At 70.8% G+C, this 20,056-nt stretch carries 15 protein-coding genes; 5 read left to right on the forward strand and 10 right to left on the reverse strand.

Going from position 1 to position 20,056, the window contains the following annotated elements; all coding sequences use genetic code 11:
* Nucleotides 1-17: 17 nt before the first annotated feature.
* The 9 genes from VA596_RS27715 to VA596_RS27755 all read right to left on the reverse strand — a co-directional run bounded on the left by VA596_RS27715 (nt 18) and on the right by VA596_RS27755 (nt 11,552).
* Complete coding sequence (locus tag VA596_RS27715; protein ID WP_323331097.1) at nt 18-2,153, reverse strand: ABC transporter ATP-binding protein; 2,136 nt, start codon at nt 2,151-2,153, stop codon at nt 18-20.
* On the reverse strand, nt 2,150-3,160 hold the full coding sequence (locus VA596_RS27720; protein WP_323331098.1) for an ABC transporter permease: 1,011 nt from the start codon (nt 3,158-3,160) through the stop codon (nt 2,150-2,152). The genes VA596_RS27715 and VA596_RS27720 overlap by 4 nt, the downstream gene beginning before the upstream one ends.
* Nucleotides 3,160-4,140 carry an ABC transporter permease gene (locus VA596_RS27725; protein WP_323331099.1) on the reverse strand — a complete coding sequence of 327 codons (981 nt, stop codon included), beginning with the start codon at nt 4,138-4,140 and terminating at the stop codon, nt 3,160-3,162. Before VA596_RS27725 ends, VA596_RS27720 begins: the two co-directional genes overlap by 1 nt.
* Nucleotides 4,141-4,356: 216 nt before the next feature.
* A complete protein-coding gene (locus VA596_RS27730; RefSeq protein WP_323331100.1) occupies nt 4,357-6,360 on the reverse strand; it encodes a glycoside hydrolase family 31 protein in 2,004 nt (667 codons plus the stop codon).
* Between the two features lie 9 nt (nt 6,361-6,369).
* Nucleotides 6,370-7,110, reverse strand: a complete 741-nt coding sequence (locus tag VA596_RS27735) for a carbohydrate ABC transporter permease (RefSeq protein WP_323331130.1) — start codon at nt 7,108-7,110, stop codon at nt 6,370-6,372.
* Between the two features lie 53 nt (nt 7,111-7,163).
* Entirely contained in the window at nt 7,164-8,084 is a 921-nt protein-coding gene (locus VA596_RS27740) for a carbohydrate ABC transporter permease (RefSeq protein ID WP_323331101.1), read from the reverse strand.
* Nucleotides 8,081-9,304 carry a sugar ABC transporter substrate-binding protein gene (locus VA596_RS27745; protein ID WP_323331102.1) on the reverse strand — a complete coding sequence of 408 codons (1,224 nt, stop codon included), beginning with the start codon at nt 9,302-9,304 and terminating at the stop codon, nt 8,081-8,083. Before VA596_RS27745 ends, VA596_RS27740 begins: the two co-directional genes overlap by 4 nt.
* Before the next feature lie 34 nt (nt 9,305-9,338).
* Entirely contained in the window at nt 9,339-10,346 is a 1,008-nt protein-coding gene (locus tag VA596_RS27750) for a LacI family DNA-binding transcriptional regulator (protein ID WP_323331103.1), read from the reverse strand.
* 390 nt (nt 10,347-10,736) lie between these two features.
* The gene (locus tag VA596_RS27755) at nt 10,737-11,552 is read right to left on the reverse strand and encodes an SAM-dependent methyltransferase (protein WP_323331104.1); all 816 of its coding nucleotides are present in this window, start codon (nt 11,550-11,552) and stop codon (nt 10,737-10,739) included.
* Between the two features lie 110 nt (nt 11,553-11,662).
* Between VA596_RS27755 and VA596_RS27760 the strand changes: the two genes are divergently transcribed.
* The 3 genes from VA596_RS27760 to VA596_RS27770 all read left to right on the forward strand — a co-directional run bounded on the left by VA596_RS27760 (nt 11,663) and on the right by VA596_RS27770 (nt 16,363).
* Nucleotides 11,663-12,997 carry a cytochrome P450 gene (locus VA596_RS27760; RefSeq protein ID WP_323331105.1) on the forward strand — a complete coding sequence of 445 codons (1,335 nt, stop codon included), beginning with the start codon at nt 11,663-11,665 and terminating at the stop codon, nt 12,995-12,997.
* Nucleotides 12,998-13,070: 73 nt separating this feature from the next.
* On the forward strand, nt 13,071-14,162 hold the full coding sequence (locus VA596_RS27765) for an alpha/beta fold hydrolase (RefSeq protein ID WP_323331106.1): 1,092 nt from the start codon (nt 13,071-13,073) through the stop codon (nt 14,160-14,162).
* Between the two features lie 89 nt (nt 14,163-14,251).
* Complete coding sequence (locus VA596_RS27770; RefSeq protein ID WP_323331107.1) at nt 14,252-16,363, forward strand: putative bifunctional diguanylate cyclase/phosphodiesterase; 2,112 nt, start codon at nt 14,252-14,254, stop codon at nt 16,361-16,363.
* Between the two features lie 199 nt (nt 16,364-16,562).
* On the opposite strand, the gene VA596_RS27775 is transcribed toward VA596_RS27770, so the two are convergent.
* Nucleotides 16,563-17,225 carry a nitroreductase family protein gene (locus VA596_RS27775; protein ID WP_323331108.1) on the reverse strand — a complete coding sequence of 221 codons (663 nt, stop codon included), beginning with the start codon at nt 17,223-17,225 and terminating at the stop codon, nt 16,563-16,565.
* A 233-nt stretch (nt 17,226-17,458) separates the two neighbouring features.
* On the opposite strand from VA596_RS27775, the gene VA596_RS27780 reads away from it, so the two are divergent.
* Nucleotides 17,459-17,893 (forward strand): hypothetical protein, encoded by a 435-nt coding sequence (locus VA596_RS27780; RefSeq protein ID WP_323331109.1) that lies wholly within the window; start codon nt 17,459-17,461, stop codon nt 17,891-17,893.
* Between the two features lie 30 nt (nt 17,894-17,923).
* Nucleotides 17,924-20,023: a (Fe-S)-binding protein gene (locus VA596_RS27785; protein WP_323331110.1), complete on the forward strand. Its 2,100-nt coding sequence runs from the start codon at nt 17,924-17,926 to the stop codon at nt 20,021-20,023.
* Nucleotides 20,024-20,056: the final 33 nt, after the last annotated feature.

Here is a 20,056-nt window from a genome sequence, read left to right on the forward strand (position 1 = left end):
CGCCAACGGATGCGTGGCTACACGACTTCGCGGGTCTTGGCGTAGTGGCAGGCGACGTCGTGGTCGGCGGCGCGCGGCTCGCGCGGCGGCTCGACCTCGACGCACCGCTGCCTGTCCTCTTCGGACAGTTGGGCGAACACGAAGCAGCGGGTCCGGAACCGGCAGCCGGACGGCGGGTCCGCCGGGCTGGGCAGGTCGCCGGTGAGGATGATCCGGGTCCGCTCGCGTTCCTTGACCGGGTCCGGAATCGGGATGGCGGACAGCAGCGCCTGCGTGTAGGGGTGCTGCGGCTGCTCGAAGACGGTCCGGACGTCGCCGATCTCGACGATCTTGCCCAGGTACATCACCGCCACCCGGTCGGCGATGTGGCGCACCACCGACAGGTCGTGCGCGACGAACAGGTACGACAGGCCGAGCTTCGCCTTCAGCTCGTCGAGCAGGTTGATCACGCCCGCCTGGATGGAGACGTCCAGCGCGGAGACCGGCTCGTCCAGCACGATGAGCTTGGGCTCCAGGGCGAGCGCCCGGGCGATCCCGATGCGCTGGCGCTGCCCGCCGGAGAACTCCGCGGGGTAGCGCTCGGCGTGCTCGGCCCGCAGCCCCACCAGGTGCAGCAGCTCGGGGATCCGCTGGTCGATCGCCGCCCGGTCGTAGCCGTGCACCCGCATCGGCTCGGCGATGATGTCGCCGACCGGCAGCCGCGGGTCCAGTGCGGCCATCGGGTCCTGGAAGACCACCTGCAGGTCGCGGCGGATCGCCTTGCGCGCCTTGCCGTCGAGCTTCGCGACGTCCTGGCCGAGCACGGCGACCGAGCCCGCGGCCGGGCTCACCAGCTCGAGGATCTCCATCAGCGTGGTGGACTTCCCGCAGCCGGACTCGCCGACCAGGCCGAGGGTCTCGCCCTCGACGATGTCGAAGCTGATCCCGTCGACGGCCTGGACGGTGCCGACGCGGCGCTTGAGGATCTGGCCCTTGGTCACCGGGTAGTGCTTGACCAGGTCCCGGACGTCGAGCACGGTCGTCCGCTCGGCCCGCGGCAGCGCCGCCAGCGGCGGCTCCTCGACGAGTTCGGCGCCGTAGACCTCGGCCGCGTCGGCGTCCGGCCGGTCGAGGACCTCGGTGTGGATGCAGGCCGCGCGGTGCGAGGTGTCGACGCTCGTGTCCGGGCGCCCGGGGGTGATGGTGAGCAGCTCCGGCTCCGCCGTACGGCAGTCGTCGGTCACCAGCGGGCAGCGCGGCGAGAACGGGCAGCCCGGCGGCAGGCCGACCAGCGACGGCGGCTGGCCCTCGATCGGCACCAGCGGCTGCTTCTCGTGCGCGTCCACCCGGGGGATCGAGCCCAGCAGCCCGAGCGTGTACGGCATCCGCGGCCGGGCGTAGATCGTCTCGACCGGCCCCTGCTCGACCGCGCGCCCGGCGTACATCACCATCAACCGGTCGGCGAACCCGGCGACCACGCCGAGGTCGTGGGTGATGATCACGATGCCGGCGCCGGTGACCTCCTGCGCGGTCTTGAGCACCTCCAGCACCTGCGCCTGCACGGTGACGTCCAGCGCGGTGGTCGGCTCGTCGGCGATGATCAGGTCCGGGTCGTTGGCGATCGCGATGGCGATCACCGCGCGCTGGCGCATGCCGCCGGAGAACTCGTGGGGGAACGCCTTCGCGCGCTGCGCGGCGTTCGGGATCCCGACCAAGTCCAGCAGCTCGACCGCGCGGGCGTTCGCCTGCGCCTTGGTGACCACCCCTTTTCCGTGCACCAGCAGGGCTTCGGCGATCTGCGCGCCAACGGGGTACACCGGGGTGAGCGCAGACAGCGGGTCCTGGAAGACCATCGAGATCTTCTTGCCACGCAGCCGGGACAGCTCGGTGTCGGAGCGGCCGATGATCTCGCTGCCCTGGAACCGGATCGACCCGGAGATCCGCGCCTGCGGCGGCAGCAGGCCCATCACGGCCAGCGACGACACGGACTTGCCCGATCCGGACTCGCCGACGATGCCGAGCACCTCGCCCGCGGCGACCTGGTAGGACAGCCCGCGCACGGCGTGCACCCGGCCCGACTCGGACGGGAACGACACGTCGAGGCCGGCCACCTCCAGCACGGTCCCGGTCGGCTTGCCGGTCTCCGCGCCCAGGGCGAGTGCGGTGCTGCTCATGAAACGGCTCCAGCGGAAACGGTCTCGGCGGGGGACTTCGTGGCGGCCTCGACGCGCTTGCGCTCCTTGCGCCGCGACCGGCTCGACGCCGGGTCCAGCGCGTCTCGCAGGCCGTCACCGGCGAAGTTCACCGCGAGCACGGTGACCACGAGGAAGCCCGCCGGGATGTAGAACAGCCACGGGAACGTGCGGACGGCGTCGGACCCGGCCGCGATCAGGGTGCCGAGCGAGACGTCCGGGGCCTGGACGCCGAAGCCGAAGAACGACAGCGAAGTCTCGGTGATGATCGCGACGCCGACGTTGATCGTGGCGTCGATGATGAGCAGGGACGCCATGTTCGGCACGATGTGCTTGGCGATGATCCGCCGCGCCGGCTGGCCCATGAACCGGGCCGCCTTCACGAACTCCCGCTCGCGCAGGGTGAGCGTCATGCCGCGGACGATCCGGGCGGTGATCATCCACTGGAACAGCGCGATCAGCCCGACCAGGATCAGCCAGGTCCTGCCGCGGAAGGCCGGCGAGAGGATCGAGATGATCAGGAACGGCGGGAGGATCAGCAGCAGGTCGACGACCCACATGGCGATCCGGTCGGTCCAGCCGCCGAAGTAGCCCGCCGCGGCCCCGACGACCGAGGCGACGCCGGTGGAGAACAGCGCGGCCAGCAGCCCGATGGTCAGCGACTTCTGCAGCCCGCGCAGGGTCTGCGCGAACACGTCGCCGCCGATCTGGTTGGTGCCGAACCAGTGCGAGCCGTCCGGTGGCAGCAGGTAGGACGTCGGGTCCAGCTCGTCGTAGGCCCATGGCGAGTACCAGGTGTAGGTGAACGCCAGCACGTAGAACAGCACGATCAACCCGAGCGCGGCGACGGCCGCGCGGTTGCGCAGGAAGCGGCGCAGCACGAGCTTGCCGCGCCCGGCACCGGGCGAGGCGGGGCCGGCGACGGCCAGGTCGACGGGGGCACCCGCGGGGGTGGCGGCCGCCTCGGTTTCGTTCACGGAGGCCGACATCAGATCCTCACCCTCGGGTCGAGCACGGCGTACAGCACGTCCGACAGCCAGCCGGCGAACAGCACGCAGACGGCGATGAACAGCGTCACCGTCGCCACGATGTTGGTGTCCTGCTGCTGGATCCCGGTGACCAGCCAGTCGCCCATGCCGTACCAGCCGAAGATCTTCTCGGTGAAGATGCCGCCGGTGACGAGCAGGCCGAAGCCGAACGCGAACAGCGTCGCCATCGGGATCAGCGCGGTGCGCAGGCCGTGCTTGAACAGCGCGCGGCGCCGGGTCAGGCCCTTGGCCTGCGCGGTCCGCAGGAAGTCCGAGCCGAGGACGTCGAGCATCGCCGAGCGCTGGTACCGGCTGTAGTAGGCGACCTGGGTGAGCACGATCGCCAGCGTCGGCACGATCAGGTGCTGCACGCGGTCGAGCAGCGCCTCCCCGAACCCGCCGCTCAGCCCACTGGAGTTCTCGCCCTGCACGATGAAGAACTGGTAGCCGTCCAGCAGGTTGTCGTTCACCGACTGGGCGCCGGCCTTGAGGATGGTCGCGATGACGAACACCGGGGTGGAGAGCACCACGAACGAGAACGTCGTCGCGAGGTAGTCGCTGATCTTGTACTGGCGGATGGCGCTGACCACGCCGACCAGCACGCCGATCACGATGCCGATGGTGATGCCGAGGACGAACAACCGCAGGCTGACGCCCATCCGGCGCAGCAGCTCGTCGGTGATCGGCTGGTCGGTGATGGTCCGCCCGAAGTCGCCCTGGAAGACGCCGCCGAGCCAGGTGAAGAACCGCTCGGGGATCGGCTGGTTCAGGTAGAGCTCCGCGGCCTTGGCGTCGATCGTCGCCTGCGGGGGCGGCGGGTTGCGCAGCTTCAGGCCGTCGAGCGGGCTGAAAGCCAGCGAGGCCAGGGAAAACGCCGCGAACGTGGCGACCAGGCAGAGCGCGACGTAGTTGACGAGACGGCGGAGGAGGAAGCCGATCACCTGCTGCCCTTCAAGAGTCTTTACGCTCGTAGTCGGCGCAGCATAAGGGGAACAGGCGGTTCTTTTCGCGCCCCGCGAACAATCCGATAGTTACGATCCGGCTGTGAATGTGAGCGTCTCGTTACCTTTCGCCCAATACCCGACGTAGGTATGTTGCGCGCGCCGCGAGAGGCGGTGTAGGCGGCCGGGGACGAACTGCCCGTAATGGACAGCGGGTCACGGTTTCCCGATCGGGAGCCGCGCGGAGTCGCGCAGGAACAACGGGATGCGCCCGGCCGGGGCCGCCGCGTCGACGCTGGTACCACCCGAATGCCGGGTCCCGGTCACCGCGTCCGTCCACAGTGCACCTTCGGGCAGGTACACGGCCCGATGGGTCACGCCGGCGTCGAGCACCGGCGCCACGAGCAGGTCCGGGCCGAGCAGGAACTGGTCGTCGGTGTCCCAGGCGACGGCGTCGGCGGGGAAGTCGACGAACAGCGGCCGCATCGGCGGGACGCCCTGCTCGTGCGCCACCCGCATCTGCGCCGCCAGGTACGGCCGCAGCCGCTCCCGCAGCCGCAGCGCGTCCTCGATGAAGCCCAGCGCCTCGGGGCCGTAGGACCACACCTCGTTGGGCCCGCCGGTCATCTCCGGCCCGAACGGCGGCCGCGGGTCGCGGAAGCCGTGCAGCCGCAGCAGCGGGCAGCACACGCCGTACTGGAACCAGCGGACGAGCAGTTCGCGGTACTCCGGCGAGTCCGGGTCGCCGCCGTGGAACCCGCCGATGTCCGTGGTCCACCAGGGGATCCCGGCGATCGCGACGTTCAGGCCCGCCCGTACCTGCGCCCGCAGCGACGCCCAGGTCGCCGGGACGTCACCGGACCACAGCGCGGCGCCGTAGCGCTGGCTGCCGGCCCACGCCGAGCGGCTGAGCAGCACGACCTCGTCGTCGCCCTCACCGCGGATGCCGTCGTGGAACGCCTGGGCGTGGACCTGCGGGTAGAGGTTGACGACCTCCGCGCCCGGGCCGGCGTGGAAGCCGAGGTTGTGCGGGTGGCCGGGCTGCAGCTCCGGCTCGTCGCCGTCCAGCCACCACGCGCGCACGCCCAGGTCGTAGTAGTTCTCCTTGACCTTGTCCCAGAGGAACCGCCGGGCCGCCGGGTTCGTCGGGTCGTAGAAGGCCACCGGCAGCTCGACGTCGAACCCCTTGTCCTTCCACGGCGCGTGCGCCGGCACGCCGTTCTCGGCCGCGACGAGCAGGCCCTGCTCCTGCATCTCCCGGTAGTTCTCCGACAGCGGGCTGACCGACGGCCACACCGACACCATCAGCTTGACGCCCAGGGCGGCCAGCTCCCGCACGAGCCCGGCCGGGTCGGGCCACCCGTCCGGGTCGAACCTCCAGTCGCCCAGGTGCGTCCAGTGGAAGAAGTCCGCGACGATCACGGAAAGCGGCAACCCGCGCTCGTGGTACTCGCGGGCCACGGCCAGCAGCTCGGCCTGCGAGCGGTAGCGCAGCTTCGACTGCCAGAAGCCGGTCGCCCACTCCGGCAGCATCGGCGCGTACCCGGTCGCGTCGGCGTAGTGGCCCAGCAGCCGGCGCGGGTCGTCGCCGGTGGTGATCCAGTAGTCCACCTGGCGGGCGTCGTCGGCGACCCAGCGGGTGCCGTTGGCGGCCAGCTCGACCCGCCCGACCGCGGGGCTGTTCCAGAGGAAGCCGTACCCGCGGCTGGACAGCAGGAAGGGCACCGACACCTCGGCGTTGCGCTGCACCAGGTCCAGTACCAGGCCCTTCTGGTCCAGCCGGCCGTGGGTGTGCTGGCCGAGGCCGTAGATCCGCTCGCCGTCGTAGGCGGTGAACCGCTGCTCGAGCCGGCCGTAGCCGTTGCGCGACGGCATGAACAGCCGCGACCCGGGCCACCAGAAGTGCGCCCGCTGCTCGGACAGCAGCTCCTCGCCGGTGTCCGTGCGGACGAACCGCAGCTGCGCGTCGGGCCCGGTGTCGGTGTCCACCACCTGGACGAGCGCGGTCAGCGCGCCGTTGACCACCCGGCCGGTCCGCTCGTCCGCCTCGGCCGTGGCGGCGGACGGCTTCGCGGGCAGGAGCGCGCCGGGGACGTCGTCGAGGATCCGGTGCCGCCCGGCTCGCACCCGCAGGCTGTCGGCGCCCCACGGCTCGACGAGCAGAACCTCGTGGCGTACCCGCACTTCGATCGAGCGGCCGTCTTCGGTCGTCGTGATCACGCGGACTCCTCAGTCTTTGACGGCGCCGCTGGTCAGCCCGGCGACGACGTACCGCTGGGCCACGACGAGCAGCACGGCCGCGGGGATCGCGGCGAGGACGGCGGTGGCCATGATCCCGTTCCAGTCGGCGGACTGGTTGCCGACGAACCGGTAGATGCCCACCGTGATGGGCTCGAACGACTGCCCGGTGGTGAGGGTGACGGCGAACAGGAAGTCCGCCCAGGCGAACAGGAACCCGAACAGCCCGGCCGTGACCAGCGCGTTGCGGCTGACCGGGAGGATGATCGAGAAGAACGTCCGCCAGTACCCGGCACCGTCCACACGGGACGCTTCGGTGAGCTCCCGCGGCACCGAGATCATGAACGCCCGCAGCAGGAGCACGGCGAACGGGATGGTCGCGGTGGAGTCCGCCAGCACCAGCCCGAGGTAGCTGTCGATCAGGCCGAGGTTGGAGAACACCGTGTAGAGCGCGTTCGCCATCACGATGCCCGGGATCATCTGCACGACGATCAGCACGAACACCAGCACCGGCCCGCCGCGGACCTTCAGCTGCGCCAGCGCGTACGACGCCGGCGCCGCGACCACCAGCGACACCAGCACCGTGCCCAGTGCCACGACCACACTGGACACCAGGTTCGGTCCCTGCGTCGCGAGGGCCCTGCGGTAACCGTCGAGCGTGCCTCCGATGGGGAAGAAGGCCGGGTCCGGCCGCAGCAGCGCGCCGCTGGGCTGCAGCGACGCGTTGACCATCCAGTACAGCGGGAACAGCAGCACCGCGACGATCACCACCCCGGCCGCGGTCTTCACGTCGCCGCCTCGGCCAGGGTCGCCTTCGCCGAGCGCAGGTACAGCAGGCCGAACCCGGTCGCCACCAGGATGAGCAGGTTGCCGACCGCGGCACCCCGCCCGAACGTGAAGTCCTGGAAGGACAGCCGGTAGGACCACGTGGTGAGCGTCTGCGTGGCGTTGGCCGGGCCGCCGCCGGTGACGACCATGATCACGTCGAACACCTTGATCGTGTAGACCAGCCCGAGCATGAGCACGATCCCGGTGACCGGGCGCAGCAGCGGCCAGGTGACGTGCCGGAACCGCTGCCACGCGCCCGCGCCGTCGAGTGCGGCGGCTTCGTGCAGCGACGCGGGGATCGCGCGCAGGCCGCCGTGCAGGATCACCAGGTTGAACGGGATGCCGATCCAGATGTTGGTGAGGATCACCGCCGGCAGGGCCCAGCCCGTGCTGCTCAGCCACGGGACCGCGCCGACGCCGGTCAGGCGCAGCGCGGCGTTGAGCACGCCGTGGTCCTGGTCGAACATCCACCGCCACACCGCGCCGCTGACCACCAGCGGCAGCAGCCAGGGGAGCAGGAGCAGCGACCGCAGCAGCGTGCTGCCGAGGAAGCGCCCGGTGAAGAACACGGCCAGCGCGAGGCCGATGCCGAACTGGAAGACGAGCGACCCGGCGGTGAACAGCACCGTGTTCAGCACCGCCGTCGTGAACAGTGGGGCGGTCAGCACGGCGGCGTAGTTGGCCAAGCCGACGAAGGGCGCTTCGCCGGTGTAGAACGACTTGACGGTGTAGTCCTGCGTGCTCATCACCAGGTTCGCGACCAGGGGGTAGCCGAAGAACACCAGGACGTAGGCGACGGCGGGCAGGAGGAACGCCCATGCGGTGAACCGGTTGTCCCGCCGTGGTCTTCGCCGCGGCACCGGGGCCGCGAGGTTCACGACCCGGCCGCCTGCTGCGCGGTCTTGAGGGCCTGGTCGGCGGACTGCTTCCCGGTGAGCGACGCCTGGACCGCGTCGGCCAGCGCCTGGGAGACCTTCGGGTACCTCTCGCCGAGCTCGGCGGTGCGGGAGCGGGCGGAGCCGACCTCGTCGACGAACGCCTGCATCGCCGGCTGCTCCGCGCCAAACTTCGCCGCGACGGCCGTCTTCGACGGGATGTAGGCGTGGGCCTTGCTCCACCGCAGCATGGTGGGTTCGGAGAGGATGCAGGACAGCACCTTCCCGGCGGCCTGCTGCGTGGGCCCGCTGGTGACGGGCACGGCCCCGACCTCGCCGCCGAGGGCGACCACGGGCTTGGCGCCCGCCTTCGGCACCGGGATCGGCACGACGCCGTAGTGCAGCGCCTTCTGCTCGTCGAGGCGGGCGAGGTTCCACGAGCCGTTGACCATCATCGCCGCGTTGCCCGCGACGAACTGGTCGGCGACGTCGTTCTGGTTCCACGTCACCACGGACTTCGACGCCGACCCGCTCGTCACGAGGCCCGTGACGTAGGTCAGGGCCTGTACGCCCTGCGGGGAGTCCAGCCGGGACAGTTCGGCGCCGTTGCTCCAGAAGAACGGGAGGAACTGCCAGGTGCCCTCTTCCGAAGGGATCGCGGAGAAGGCGAGCCCGTACTTGCCGCCCTTGGTCAGCTTCGCCGCGGCGGCGCTCAGCTCGTCCCAGGTCGACGGCGGCCGCACCCCGGCCGCCGTCAGCAGGTCCTGGTTGTAGATCAGGGCCAGCCCGTTCACCCCGGGCGCGACACCGTAGACCTTGTCCTGGTAGGTACCGGCCTTCACGATGCCCGGGTAGTACCCGTCGGCGGAGATGCCGTAGTCCGACAGCGGGGTCAGCGCGCCGGTGGCGGCGACCTGCTGCAGCGTCGGGTTGTCGGTGAAGAGCAGGCCCGGCAGTGTCTTCGAGCTCGCGCCCTGCAGGATCTTCGGCAGCATCTGCGCCGTCGGCACGGTCTGCCGCTCGATCCTGATCCCGGTCTGCGCGGCGCACGCGTCGAGGATCTTCTGCCAGGCCGCGGAACCCTGTTCGTCGGCGTAGTAGTCGAGTTCGGTGACGGACGTGGCGGCGGGGGCGTTCGCCGTCTGCGGGGCGGGGGCGGGGCTGCACGCGGCCAGGAGCGCGGCACTCGCGGCCAGCAAAAGGGCGCGACGGGCTACGGACATGGTGATTCCCCTTCGGCGGCGGAGCAGAACCGGGTCAGGTGCGCGGCGCGGCGGTGCTGTCGCGCCGGGTCAGGCGGGGCCCGAGCAGCCGGACCTCCGGCGTGGTGTGGCCGCCGAGCCGGCGCATGGTCATCTCGACGGCCTGGGCGCCGACCTCCTCGGCCGGGATGGCGACGGTGGTCAGCGCGACCGGATGCTGTTCGGCCATGGTGTCCGGGCAGACGGCGACGACCGAAATGTCCTGCGGCACGCGCAGACCGCGGTGGCGCAGGTCCGAGAGCAGCCCGGGAAGCACGGCCTCGTTGTGGACGACCAGTCCGGTCAAGCCCGGGTCGGCGGCGAGCAGCTCGTCCAGGCAGGCGCTCACCGCTTCGTAGGAGTGCGCGCAGGGCCGGCTCACCGCGCGGACACCACGGCCCTGCGCGGCTTCGTCGAAGCCGCGCAGGAACCTTGTCGCGTAACTGGTTCCGCGCCGGTACACGGCGGGGGAGGGACCGATCAGCGCGATCGAGCGGTGGCCGAGGTCGGCCAGGTGCGCGACGCACGCCGCGCCGGCCGCGGTGAAGTCCAGGTCGACGCAGCTCAGCCCGGCCGGGTGGTCGGGCACGCCGATGAGCACCACCGGCAGGTCGAGCGCGATGAGCATCGGCACGCGCGGGTCGGCGGCCTCGACGTCCATCACCATCAGCGCGTCGGCGATGGCCGAGGACGCCACCCGCTGCAGCGCGGCCGGGCCTTCGTCCTTGGTCAGCAGCAACAGGTCCTGGTCGTGCGCGCGGGCCGCGGTGACGGCCGCGGCGACGAACTCCATCACCACGGCGACGTTGAGGTCGGTGCGCAGCGGGACGACCAGGGCGAGCACGTTCGTCTTGCTGCTGGCGAGCGCGCGGGCCCCCGCGTGCGGGTGGTACCCGAGCTTGCGGATACTCTCCTCGACCAGTCGCCGCGTCTTCGGCGAGATCGAGCGCTTGCCGCTGATCACGTACGACACCGTGCTGGGGGCCACCCCCGCGGCATTGGCGACGTCGTTGATCGTGACCACGGGCGGCCTCCTGAGGGCATGGCGGTAGGGATGTGCGAGTCGAAGCGCATCGACGATGGCAAGAAGATAAGGGACACCAGCCCGGAACACAAGCACTGTTATCAGTCTGCCAATAATTCGATTCGTATTCGACGAGGCCCTTGTGTCGAATTCGTCGAACGCCGCTGATAGCGGATCTTTCTCCAGCTCACGGCCAGTTTTTGTCCAGTGTCACGATTCTGTGGGAGCGCGCCCAGGAGGGGTTGACCTGTAGTGACATCGCGGCAATAGGCGTCACTGTCCGCCGGGGCGACGCGAATGTTCCGCGGCGCGACGTCGAAACGTTTCGACGATTCCGGGCGGCCGCGGATATTCGGAAATCGGGATTTTCGGGATTCGGGCTCCGGCTTTCTAGGGTTTCCGGCCGACGCCACCGTACGGGAGGGTGTTGATCGCCGGGTCGTCGGACATGTCGCCGGCGCCCTGGGGGTTCCACATCGCGCAGCCGACCAGGCCCGGCTCGACCAGGTCGAAGCCGTCGAAGAAGCGCAGCACTTGGTCGTGCGTGCGGGGGAACGGCTGGTTCTGCTGGTTCTGGCGGTTCGTGTAGACCTCGATCGCCTCGTCGAGGCCGGTCGACTCGGTGTCCGCCGCGACGTGCGTCAGCGCCAGGAAACTGCCCGGGGCCAGCCGCTCGCGGTACCGCGCGAGGATGCCGGCCGGGTCCCACGAGTCGGGCACGAAGTGCAGCAGCAGCAACATGAACACGCCGGTCGGCTGGTCCGGGTCGAGCAGCTTGCCCGCTCCCGCGAAGATCTCGTCGACGTCGCGCAGGTCGGCCTGCAGCACCGCGCAGCGGTCGTTGTCCTGCAGGAGCAGCTCGCTGTGGGCCACCGCGACCGATTCGCGGTCGACGTACACCACGCGGCACGACGGGTCGGCCTGCTGGACGATCTCGTGCAGGTTCCCCACGGTCGGGATGCCCGCGCCGACGTCGAGGAACTGCCGGATGCCGGCGTCGACCATGTACCGCGCGGCGCGGCGCAGGAACGCGCGGTTGAGCCGGGCCGCGTCGCGGATGCCCGGCATGATCCGGAGGATCTGCTCGCCGAGTTCCCGGTCGGCGGCGAAGTTGTGGTCGCCGTCGAGCCAGAAGTCGTAGACCCGCGCCGGGTTCGGCACCGTGGTGTCGACCTCCGGCGGTACCCAGCCCCGTTCCCCGGCCATGTGCCCTCCCACCCTCGTGAACCCCTGCGGCGTGGCGGAGTCTAGCGCCGCTCATCCGTTCGTGTGGCGGGACTGCCGCCGTTCTCCCCGCCGGTCCTAGGGTGTGCCCGGTGACGAACGAGCCGCGCGCCGTCCCCGGTCGCTGGCCGGTGCTCGGGCACACGGTCGCCCTGCTCCGCGACCCGCTGAAGCTCTTCGGTTCCCTGCCCGCGCACGGAGATGTCGTCACCCTCCGCCTCGGCCCGCTGCCGGTGCACGTCGTCACCAGCCCGGAGCTGTCCTGGCAGGTGCTGGCCACCGACGCCGACAAGTTCGACAAGGGCCTGGTCTTCGACAAGATGCGCCCGCTGTTCGGCGACGGCCTGGCCACGTCGAACGGTGAGCACAACCGCCGTCAGCGCCGCATGGTCATGCCCGCCTTCGGCCGGGCGCGGATCGAGGGCTACGCCGAGAACACGATGACCACGCTGGCCGACGAGCTGGCGAGTTCGTGGCAGCCCGGTGAAGTCGTCGAATTCGACCAGCGGATGCAGGACCTGGTGCTCACCATCGCCGGGCAGACGCTGTTCTCCACCACCCTCGGCGACGACGTGCTCGCCGAGATCCGCCGCTCGATCCCGGTCATGCTCAAGTACGTGCTGGTCCGGGCGTTCTCGCCGAAGTTCGTGGAACGGCTGCCGATCCCGGCGAACCGCCGGTTCGACGCCGCCGCGGCCCGGCTGCGCGACGTGATCGGCAAGGCCGTCGTCGCCGCGCGGAAGGACGGCGCCGACCACGGTGACCTGCTGTCGATGCTGCTGGCGGTCCGGGACGAGGACACCGGGGAGGGCATGTCCGACCGCCAGGTGCACGACGAGGTCATCACCATCCTGACCACCGGCGCCGAGACGACGGCCGTGGCGCTGGCCTGGTTCTTCCACGAGCTCGGGCAGCACAGGGGAGTCGAGCGCCGGTTCCACGCGGAGGTCGACGACGTCCTCGGCGGCCGTCCCGCGCGGTTCGAGGACCTGCCGGAACTCGGGTACACGCACCAGATCGTGAACGAGATCGTCCGCCGCACCCCGCCGCTGATCCTCATGCGCCGGGCTCGCGAAGACGTCGAACTCGGCGGCGTCCGGATCCCCGCGGGCAGCGAGGTCGCCGTCAGCCAGCACACGCTGCACCGGGATCCGCGCTGGTTCCCCGATCCCGGCCGGTTCGACCCGGACCGGTGGGCGCCCGGGCGCACCGCGGAGCTGCCGAAGGGCGCGTACATCCCGTTCGGTGCCGGGCCCCGGCTGTGCCCGGGGCACGTGTTCGCGCCGACCGAGATCGGCATCGTCGCCGCGACCATCGGCGCCCGCTGGCGGCTGGTCCCGGTGCCGGGCAAGAAGGTCCACGCGCAGCTCAAGGCCACGATGCAGCCGAACCGGCTGCCGATGACGGTCGTGCCGCGGCCGACCTGACGGTGCCCGATCGGCTACCAGGTGTAGTGTTTCGTGGTCCTCAGCTCGTCACCCGTCCGGAGGGAAGAACGGCGTGAGACTGCCGGTCAAGCTGACGTCGGCGTTGTTCGCCTGCGCGGTCCTGCTCGGGTCCCTGACCGCCGCGGTGCCGGCCGAGGCGGCCGCGATCTCCTGCGCCGACACGGATCTGCCGGTCACCGGCCCCGGGCTGCCGCCGCTCGTGCCGGGCGCGCCCGCGAAGGTGCACGGCCGGCTGTGCCTGCCCGCCGGCGCCGTGCCGGACAGCGTCCAGCTGCTGGTGCACGGCGGCACGTACAACAGCGCGTACTGGGACCTGCCGTACCAGCCGGAGCGCTACTCCTACCAGCGGGACATGGCCTCGCACGGGTACGCGACCTTCGCCGCGGACCAGCTCGGCGCCGGCGGCAGCAGCCGCCCGCTCAGCCTGCCGCTGACCGTGCAGGCCGAAGCCGAGGCGCTGCACGAGGTGATCGGCCACCTGTGGGCCGGGCGCGCCGGGGGGACGTCGTTCACGAAGGTCGTCATCGTCGGCCATTCGGTCGGGTCCGGGGTGGTCGCCGTGGAGGCGGGCACTTACCACGACGTCGACGGCGTGATCCTGACCGGCATCACGCACCTGCCCGCGCTGCCGGTGCTGGCGCTGGGCGCGGCGCTCGGCCTGCAACCGGCGCTGCTGGACGGCCAGCTCTCCCACCTGGGCAGCGACCCGCTGTACTTCACGACGCGGCCGGGCGCGCGTGCCGGGCTGTTCTACGCCGCCGGTGACGCCGATCCGGCCGTGATCGCGGCCGACGAGGCCACGAAGGACCAGGTCTCGGTGCCCGGGATGGGCACGGTGGCGCTGTTCGGCATCGTGCTGCCGGCGACGTGGGGAATCACCGTCCCGGTTTTCCAGGTCGTCGGGGAAAAGGACGTGCTTTTCTGCGGGCTGCTCGCCCTGCGCGACTGTTCGAGCGCGGCGACGCTGCGGGCGCAGGAGGCGCCGTATTACCGGGATCCGTCGAAACTGTCGATGTTCGTCCTGCCGGGCGCGGGTCATTCCGTTGCGCTGCACGAAAACGCGGGCCTGTACCGGGACGCCACCCGGTCGTGGCTGCACGACCGAATGGGGATAACTGCTCAGGGTTATCACTCGATTGGATGAACACTGATCAGTGCGCGTGACACCATTTCACGACAGGATGTGTCGGTTACCCGAGCCGGAGTGCGCACCAGACCCTTGGACAGGCTGAAGTGACTGCTCCCCATCCCCGCGGCGGCGCCCCGCGCGCGAAGCCGTCCGCCGAACGAGCGGCGCGGCGGCTCCGTACCCTCGCGCGCAAGTGGGCCTACCTGGTCAGCACCACCGCCTACCTGCCGCACACGCCGGACGAGATCGAAGCCGAGCTGACGATCCTCACCGGCTGGCTCTTCGAGGCGGTCGCGAGCGACCCGCCGGGTGCCGAGGAGGCCGCGGCCGCCGGCGGGCGCCTGGTCGAGCTGCGCTGCGTCGGCCCGGAGAGCCTGCGCCGCACCATGGAGGTGCTGGGCAAGGGCCTGCTGCGCGAGCCGGAGCTGCGCGGCCTCGACAAGCTCGGAGAACGCGTCGTGCTGGTGCTCGGTGCCCTCAGCTCCGGCTACAGCGAATCGCTGCGTGAAGACATCCAGAAGAGACAGGAAGGCCTGAGCCGCGCGTTGCTCAAGGTGGAGCAGGAAACCCGGCGCAAGCAGGTCATCACGCGCGCGCAGTTCGAGGAGGTCTTCACCGGTTCGGCCAGCGGGGTCGCGGTCACCGAGCTGGACGGCCGGGTGTTGCGCGCCAACGCGGCGCTCGCCAAGACGCTCAACCGCACCCCGGCCGAGATCGCGTCGCGGACCCTGTTCGACTTCGTCCACCCGGAGGACGTCGACGTGCTGCGGGAGGGGTACGCGGACCTGCTGTCGGGCCGGCTGCACAAGCTGCGCGCGGGCCGGCGGCTGATCGGCCGGGACGGCGAGCCGATGTGGGCCACCTTCGTGGCCTCGGTCGTCCGCGACGCCACCGGCGAGGCCCAGCAGCTGATCACGCTCGTCGACGACGACACCGAGGTGTCCCTGCTGCAGCGCCGGCTGAGCCACCAGGCCCTGCACGACGTCCTGACCGGCCTGCCGAACCGGCAGTTCTTCAGCACCCGCTTGGAAAACGCCCTGCGGGAGGCCGACCAGGACCGTGGCATCACGCTGTTCCACCTCGACCTCGACGGCTTCTCGCTGATCACCGGCGGCCTCGGCCAGGACCCCGGCGACAAGCTCCTGCGCGGCGTCGCGCGGAAGCTGGAAATGGTGTTCGAGGACGAGAAGGCGCTCATCGCGCGGATCGGCGGCGACGAGTTCGGCGTGGTCGTGCAGAACGGCGAGGACACCCCGGACGTCGGGACGCTGGTCCGCCGGATCAACCACGAGCTCGCCGAACCGGAGTACGTCGACGGCCGGCACGGCGTCGCCGTCTCGGCCAGCATCGGTGTCGTGCACCGGCCGCCGCGCGAGATCGCGCCGTCCGAGCTGCTCCGCGCGTCGGACCTGACCCTGCGCCGCGCCCAGCGGGCGGGCAACCAGTGGGGCCTCTACGACCGCGAGCACGATCGCCGCGACCGCCACGAATTCGGCCTCGCCGCGTCGATGGCGGGCGCGTGGGAGAACGGCGAGGTCGAGATCGGCTACCGGGTGCTGGCCGACCTGGCCGACGGCGAGCCGGCCGCGATCGAGGCGCGGCTGCGCTGGACCCACCCGGTCGAAGGGGTGCTGCCGCACGAGACGTGCGTCCGGCTGGCCGGCGAGACCGGGCTGGCGCTCCCGCTGGGCACGTGGCTCCTGCGCACGGCGGCCGAACGCCTGACCGCGGCGGGCGTCGAGGTGCCGCTGGTGGTCGAGCTCGGCCCGCACCAGGCCGCGGACCCCGACCTGGTCGGCGAGATCCGCCGCGTGCTGGACGACACGGGCATGCCGCCGGAGCGCCTGCGCCCCGCCTTCCCGGCGGAGACCCTGCTCGCCGAGCCCGGCGACGCGGTCGACAGCCTCAAGGTGCTGGCGGAGATCGGCATCCCGGCGGAGATCCACGACTTCGGCGCGGCCGGCGACGTGACTTTCCTGGCGGACCTGCCGATCCGCACGGTCCGGATCGCCGGCACGCTGGTGTCGCGCCGGAGCCACCCGCTCGTCGTGCGCTCACTGGCCGCCCTGACCGAGGTGGCCCACCTGGCGGGCGCGAAGGTGTCGGTGGCGGGCGTGGAAACCTACGAGGAGGCGCAGTGGTGGCGAGACCACGGCGCGGACTACGGGTCGGGCCCGGTGTTCGCGCAGCTGCCGGGCGACCTACCCACTTGCTGAATCTGCCGCGGCTGTCGTGAGTGTTTAGAAGGGTTAGAACCCTTCTGAACACTCACGACCGGTACCGGCGTGGCGCGTGTGACTTCTGGTGCGGTGGGGGTGGCTGGGTGCCGCCTTGCTTGTCGCGGACCAGCGGTGTTCCGGCAGGTCGCCCAACGCCGGTCCGTCAGAACACGGTTTCCCGCTCACGACCAGTGCGTCAGATGCGGACCAGGACCTCGTCCAGGGACTTGCGCCGCAGGTCCGGGACCACGCAGTCGTCGGCCGGGTAGCCGACCGGGATCACCGCGAAGGCCCGTTCGTTGCGGGGGCGGCCCAGCAGCTCGCCCAGGAAGCGCATCGGGGACGGCGTGTGCGTGAGGGCCGCGAGGCCGGCCACCTGCAGCGCCGTCAGCAGCATGCCGACCGCGATGCCCACCGACTCGTCGACGTAGTAGTTCTTGTGGACGCCGCCGCCGGAGTCGAGGGTGAAGCGCTGCTGGAACACGACGATCAGGTACGGCGCGTCCGTCAGGTGCGGCTTCACGGCGTCGGTGCCCAGCGGGCGCAGGGCTTCGAGCCACTCGTCGCCGAGCCGGCCGTCGTAGGAGATCTGTTCCTCGGCTTCGGCGGCTTCGCGGATCGTCCGGCGCACTTCGGGGTCCGAGACGAGGACGAACGTCCAGGGCTGCTGGTGCGCGCCGCTGGGGGCGGTGGAGGCCACGGCGATCGCGTCCAGCACCGCGTCTTCGGGGACGGGGTCGGGGGAAAACATCCGGACCGAGCGGCGCTGCTCCATCCGCTGCCGGAGTTCGGCGACGTTCGACGTGGCTTCGGCGGCGGGCAGGCGGGCGGGCCGGTAGGGGACCGGGTGATAGGTCATGCCCAGGATTGTGGCGGGGGACACCTTCGGCGCAGCAGGGCCGAACGTACGATTTGCGACATAGCAGCGTCCGGCAGGCGGACAGTTAGGCATGCCTTGCCTCAAAAATTACGCCGTGCGGCTCAATATAACTAGGCCGTTCGGACCTGTCGCGTGCAGTGAGCCCGTCATTACTCTCCAGTAGAACGAAGTGGTGCCGATCACAGCCGTTCACAGTCGCCGGAGGAGGCTCCATGACGTCGCGCGTCCGGGGAAACCCCTCCGAAGACCGGCGTGACCCGCGGCTCAGGCACATCACCGGCTGCCTCACCTGCACCCTCAAATGCGTGTACTGCGGGCTGCCGGTCCGGCTGACCGGACCCGGCGACCACCCCGGCTACGGCGTGGTCGAGCAGATCGCCGGGGACGGGCCCGCCCCGGACCTGGTGCTGCTGCACCGGTTCTGCCGCACCGCCCTCGGCCGCTGCCGGACGCGGGGGTGCGTGCTGCGGCGCGCCCACCTCGGCCGCGCGACCGAGCAGTACGAAACCGGCCGCCGCCGTCCCGGGCGCTACCAGCGCCTCGGCGTCCGCCGGTCGCCCGACCTCGATCTGTACCGGAAACACTGGCGGGTCGCGAAGATGCGGTACGCGTGCAAGGCGTGCCGCTACTACACCGGCTCGCACTGAGCCTTCCTTCAAAGTACGTCCGGAGGACCCGTGCTCGTTCGTCTCATCCTCGGCCTGCTCATGACCGCCGTCGGCCTCGCCGTCGCGGGGCGCCGGGTCCTGTTCCTGTACCACCTGATCAAGGCGGGCCAGCCCGACACCAAACGCTCCGGCGAGCTGGGCAAGCGCGCCGCCGCCCAGCTGCGCGAGGTCTTCGGCCAGCGCAAGCTCCTCAAGTGGTCGGTGCCCGGCCTCGCGCACCTGTTCACGTTCTGGGGCTTCGTGATCCTCGCTTCGGTCTACCTCGAGGCGTATGGCGCCCTCTTCGACGAGGACTTCGCGATCCCGTGGATCGGGCACTGGGCGGTGCTCGGCTTCCTGCAGGACTTCATCGCCGTCATGGTGGCCGTCTCGCTGGGCGTGTTCGCCGTGCTCCGGATCCAGCAGGCCCCCGAGCGCAAGGACCGCGCGTCGCGGTTCTTCGGCTCGCACACAGGCGGCGCGTGGCTGATCCTGTTCATGATCTTCAACGTCGTGTGGACGATGTTCTTCTTCCGCGGCGCCTCCTCGGCGTCCGGCAACTTCCCCTACGACTCGGGCGCGTACGTCTCGCTCGGCGTCGGGAACCTCCTGGAGCCGCTCGGGCACGGGACGACCGAGGTGCTGGAGACCGTCGGGCTGCTGCTGCACATCGGCGTGATGCTCGTGTTCCTGGCGATCGTGCTCTACTCCAAGCACCTGCACATCTTCCTGGCCCCGCTCAACGTCACCGCGAAGCGGCTGCCGGACGCGCTCGGCCCGCTGCTGCCGATGGAGTCCGCGGGCAAGCCGATCGACTTCGAGGACCCGGGCGAGGACGACACGTTCGGCCGCGGCAAGATCGGCGACTTCACGTGGAAGGGCATGCTCGACTTCTCGACGTGCACCGAGTGCGGCCGCTGCCAGTCGCAGTGCCCGGCCTGGAACACCGGGAAGCCGTTGTCGCCCAAGCTGCTCATCATGAGCCTGCGCGACAACATGTTCGAGGAGGCGCCCTACATCCTCAGCGGTGAGGAGCACGAGGGTGCGCGCCCGCTCGTCGGGACCGAGGCCGACAACGGCGTCATCGACCCGGACGTCCTCTGGTCGTGCACCACGTGCGGCGCCTGCGTCGAGCAGTGCCCGGTGGACATCGAGCACGTCGACCACATCGTCGACATGCGCCGCTACCAGGTGATGATCGAGTCGGCGTTCCCGACCGAGCTGGGCGGGCTGTTCAAGAACCTGGAGACCAAGGGCAACCCCTGGGGCCAGAACAACTCGGAACGCCTCGCCTGGACCAAGGACCTCGGCTTCGACGTCCCGGTGTTCGACGGCGAGCTGGCCGAGGACGTCGAGTACGTCTACTGGGTCGGCTGCGCCGGCGCGTTCGACGACAACGCCCGCAAGACCGTCCGCGCCACCGCGGAGCTGCTGCACATCGCCGGCGTGAAGTACGTCGTGCTCGGCAAGGAGGAGTCCTGCACCGGCGACCCGGCGCGGCGCGCGGGCAACGAGTTCCTCTTCCAGATGATGGCGCAGCAGACCGCGGAGACGCTCAACGCCGTGTTCGAGGGCCGTGAGGAGCGGCTGCGCAAGATCGTCACGACGTGCCCGCACTGCCTCAACACCCTCAACCGCGAGTACCCGGACCTCGACGGGCACTACGAGGTCGTCCACCACACGCAGCTGCTCAACCGGCTGGTGCGCGGCGGGCAGCTGACGCCGGTCAAGGCGGTCGACGACGGCCCGAAGGTGACCTACCACGACCCGTGCTACCTCGGGCGGCACAACAAGGTCTACACCCCGCCGCGTGAGCTGGTCGGCGCCACGGGCGCGACCCTGGAGGAGATGCCCCGCCACGCGGACCGCGCGCTGTGCTGCGGCGCGGGCGGCGCGCGGATGTGGATGGAGGAGCAGATCGGCAAGCGCATCAACCTCGAGCGCGTCGACGAGGCCATCGCGACCGACGCCGAGACGATCGTGACGGGCTGCCCCTTCTGCCGCTCCATGCTCACCGACGGCCTGGTCCAGCGCCAGAGCGAGCAGAAGGCGGAGAACGTCGACGTCCGCGACGTCGCGCAGCTGCTGCTGGAGCGGGTCAAGGCCCCGGAGCCCGCGCCCAAACCCTGACGTATCTTCCCGCCGTTTCCCGGCTCTGCCGGG

The sequence above is a fragment of the Amycolatopsis heterodermiae genome (assembly GCF_034929455.1).
Classification (GTDB): domain Bacteria; phylum Actinomycetota; class Actinomycetes; order Mycobacteriales; family Pseudonocardiaceae; genus Amycolatopsis; species Amycolatopsis heterodermiae.

Bases quoted from the DNA above. Each gene is read 5' to 3' on its own strand.
- VA596_RS27715 (WP_323331097.1), bottom strand. From the start codon at position 2,153: ATGAGCAGCACCGCACTCGCCCTGGGCGCGGAGACCGGCAAGCCGACC.
- VA596_RS27720 (WP_323331098.1), bottom strand. From the start codon at position 3,160: ATGTCGGCCTCCGTGAACGAAACCGAGGCGGCCGCCACCCCCGCGGGT.
- VA596_RS27735 (WP_323331130.1), bottom strand. From the start codon at position 7,110: ATGGTCAACGCGTCGCTGCAGCCCAGCGGCGCGCTGCTGCGGCCGGAC.
- VA596_RS27745 (WP_323331102.1), bottom strand. From the start codon at position 9,304: ATGTCCGTAGCCCGTCGCGCCCTTTTGCTGGCCGCGAGTGCCGCGCTC.
- VA596_RS27755 (WP_323331104.1), bottom strand. From the start codon at position 11,552: ATGGCCGGGGAACGGGGCTGGGTACCGCCGGAGGTCGACACCACGGTG.
- VA596_RS27775 (WP_323331108.1), bottom strand. From the start codon at position 17,225: ATGACCTATCACCCGGTCCCCTACCGGCCCGCCCGCCTGCCCGCCGCC.
- VA596_RS27780 (WP_323331109.1), top strand. From the start codon at position 17,459: ATGACGTCGCGCGTCCGGGGAAACCCCTCCGAAGACCGGCGTGACCCG.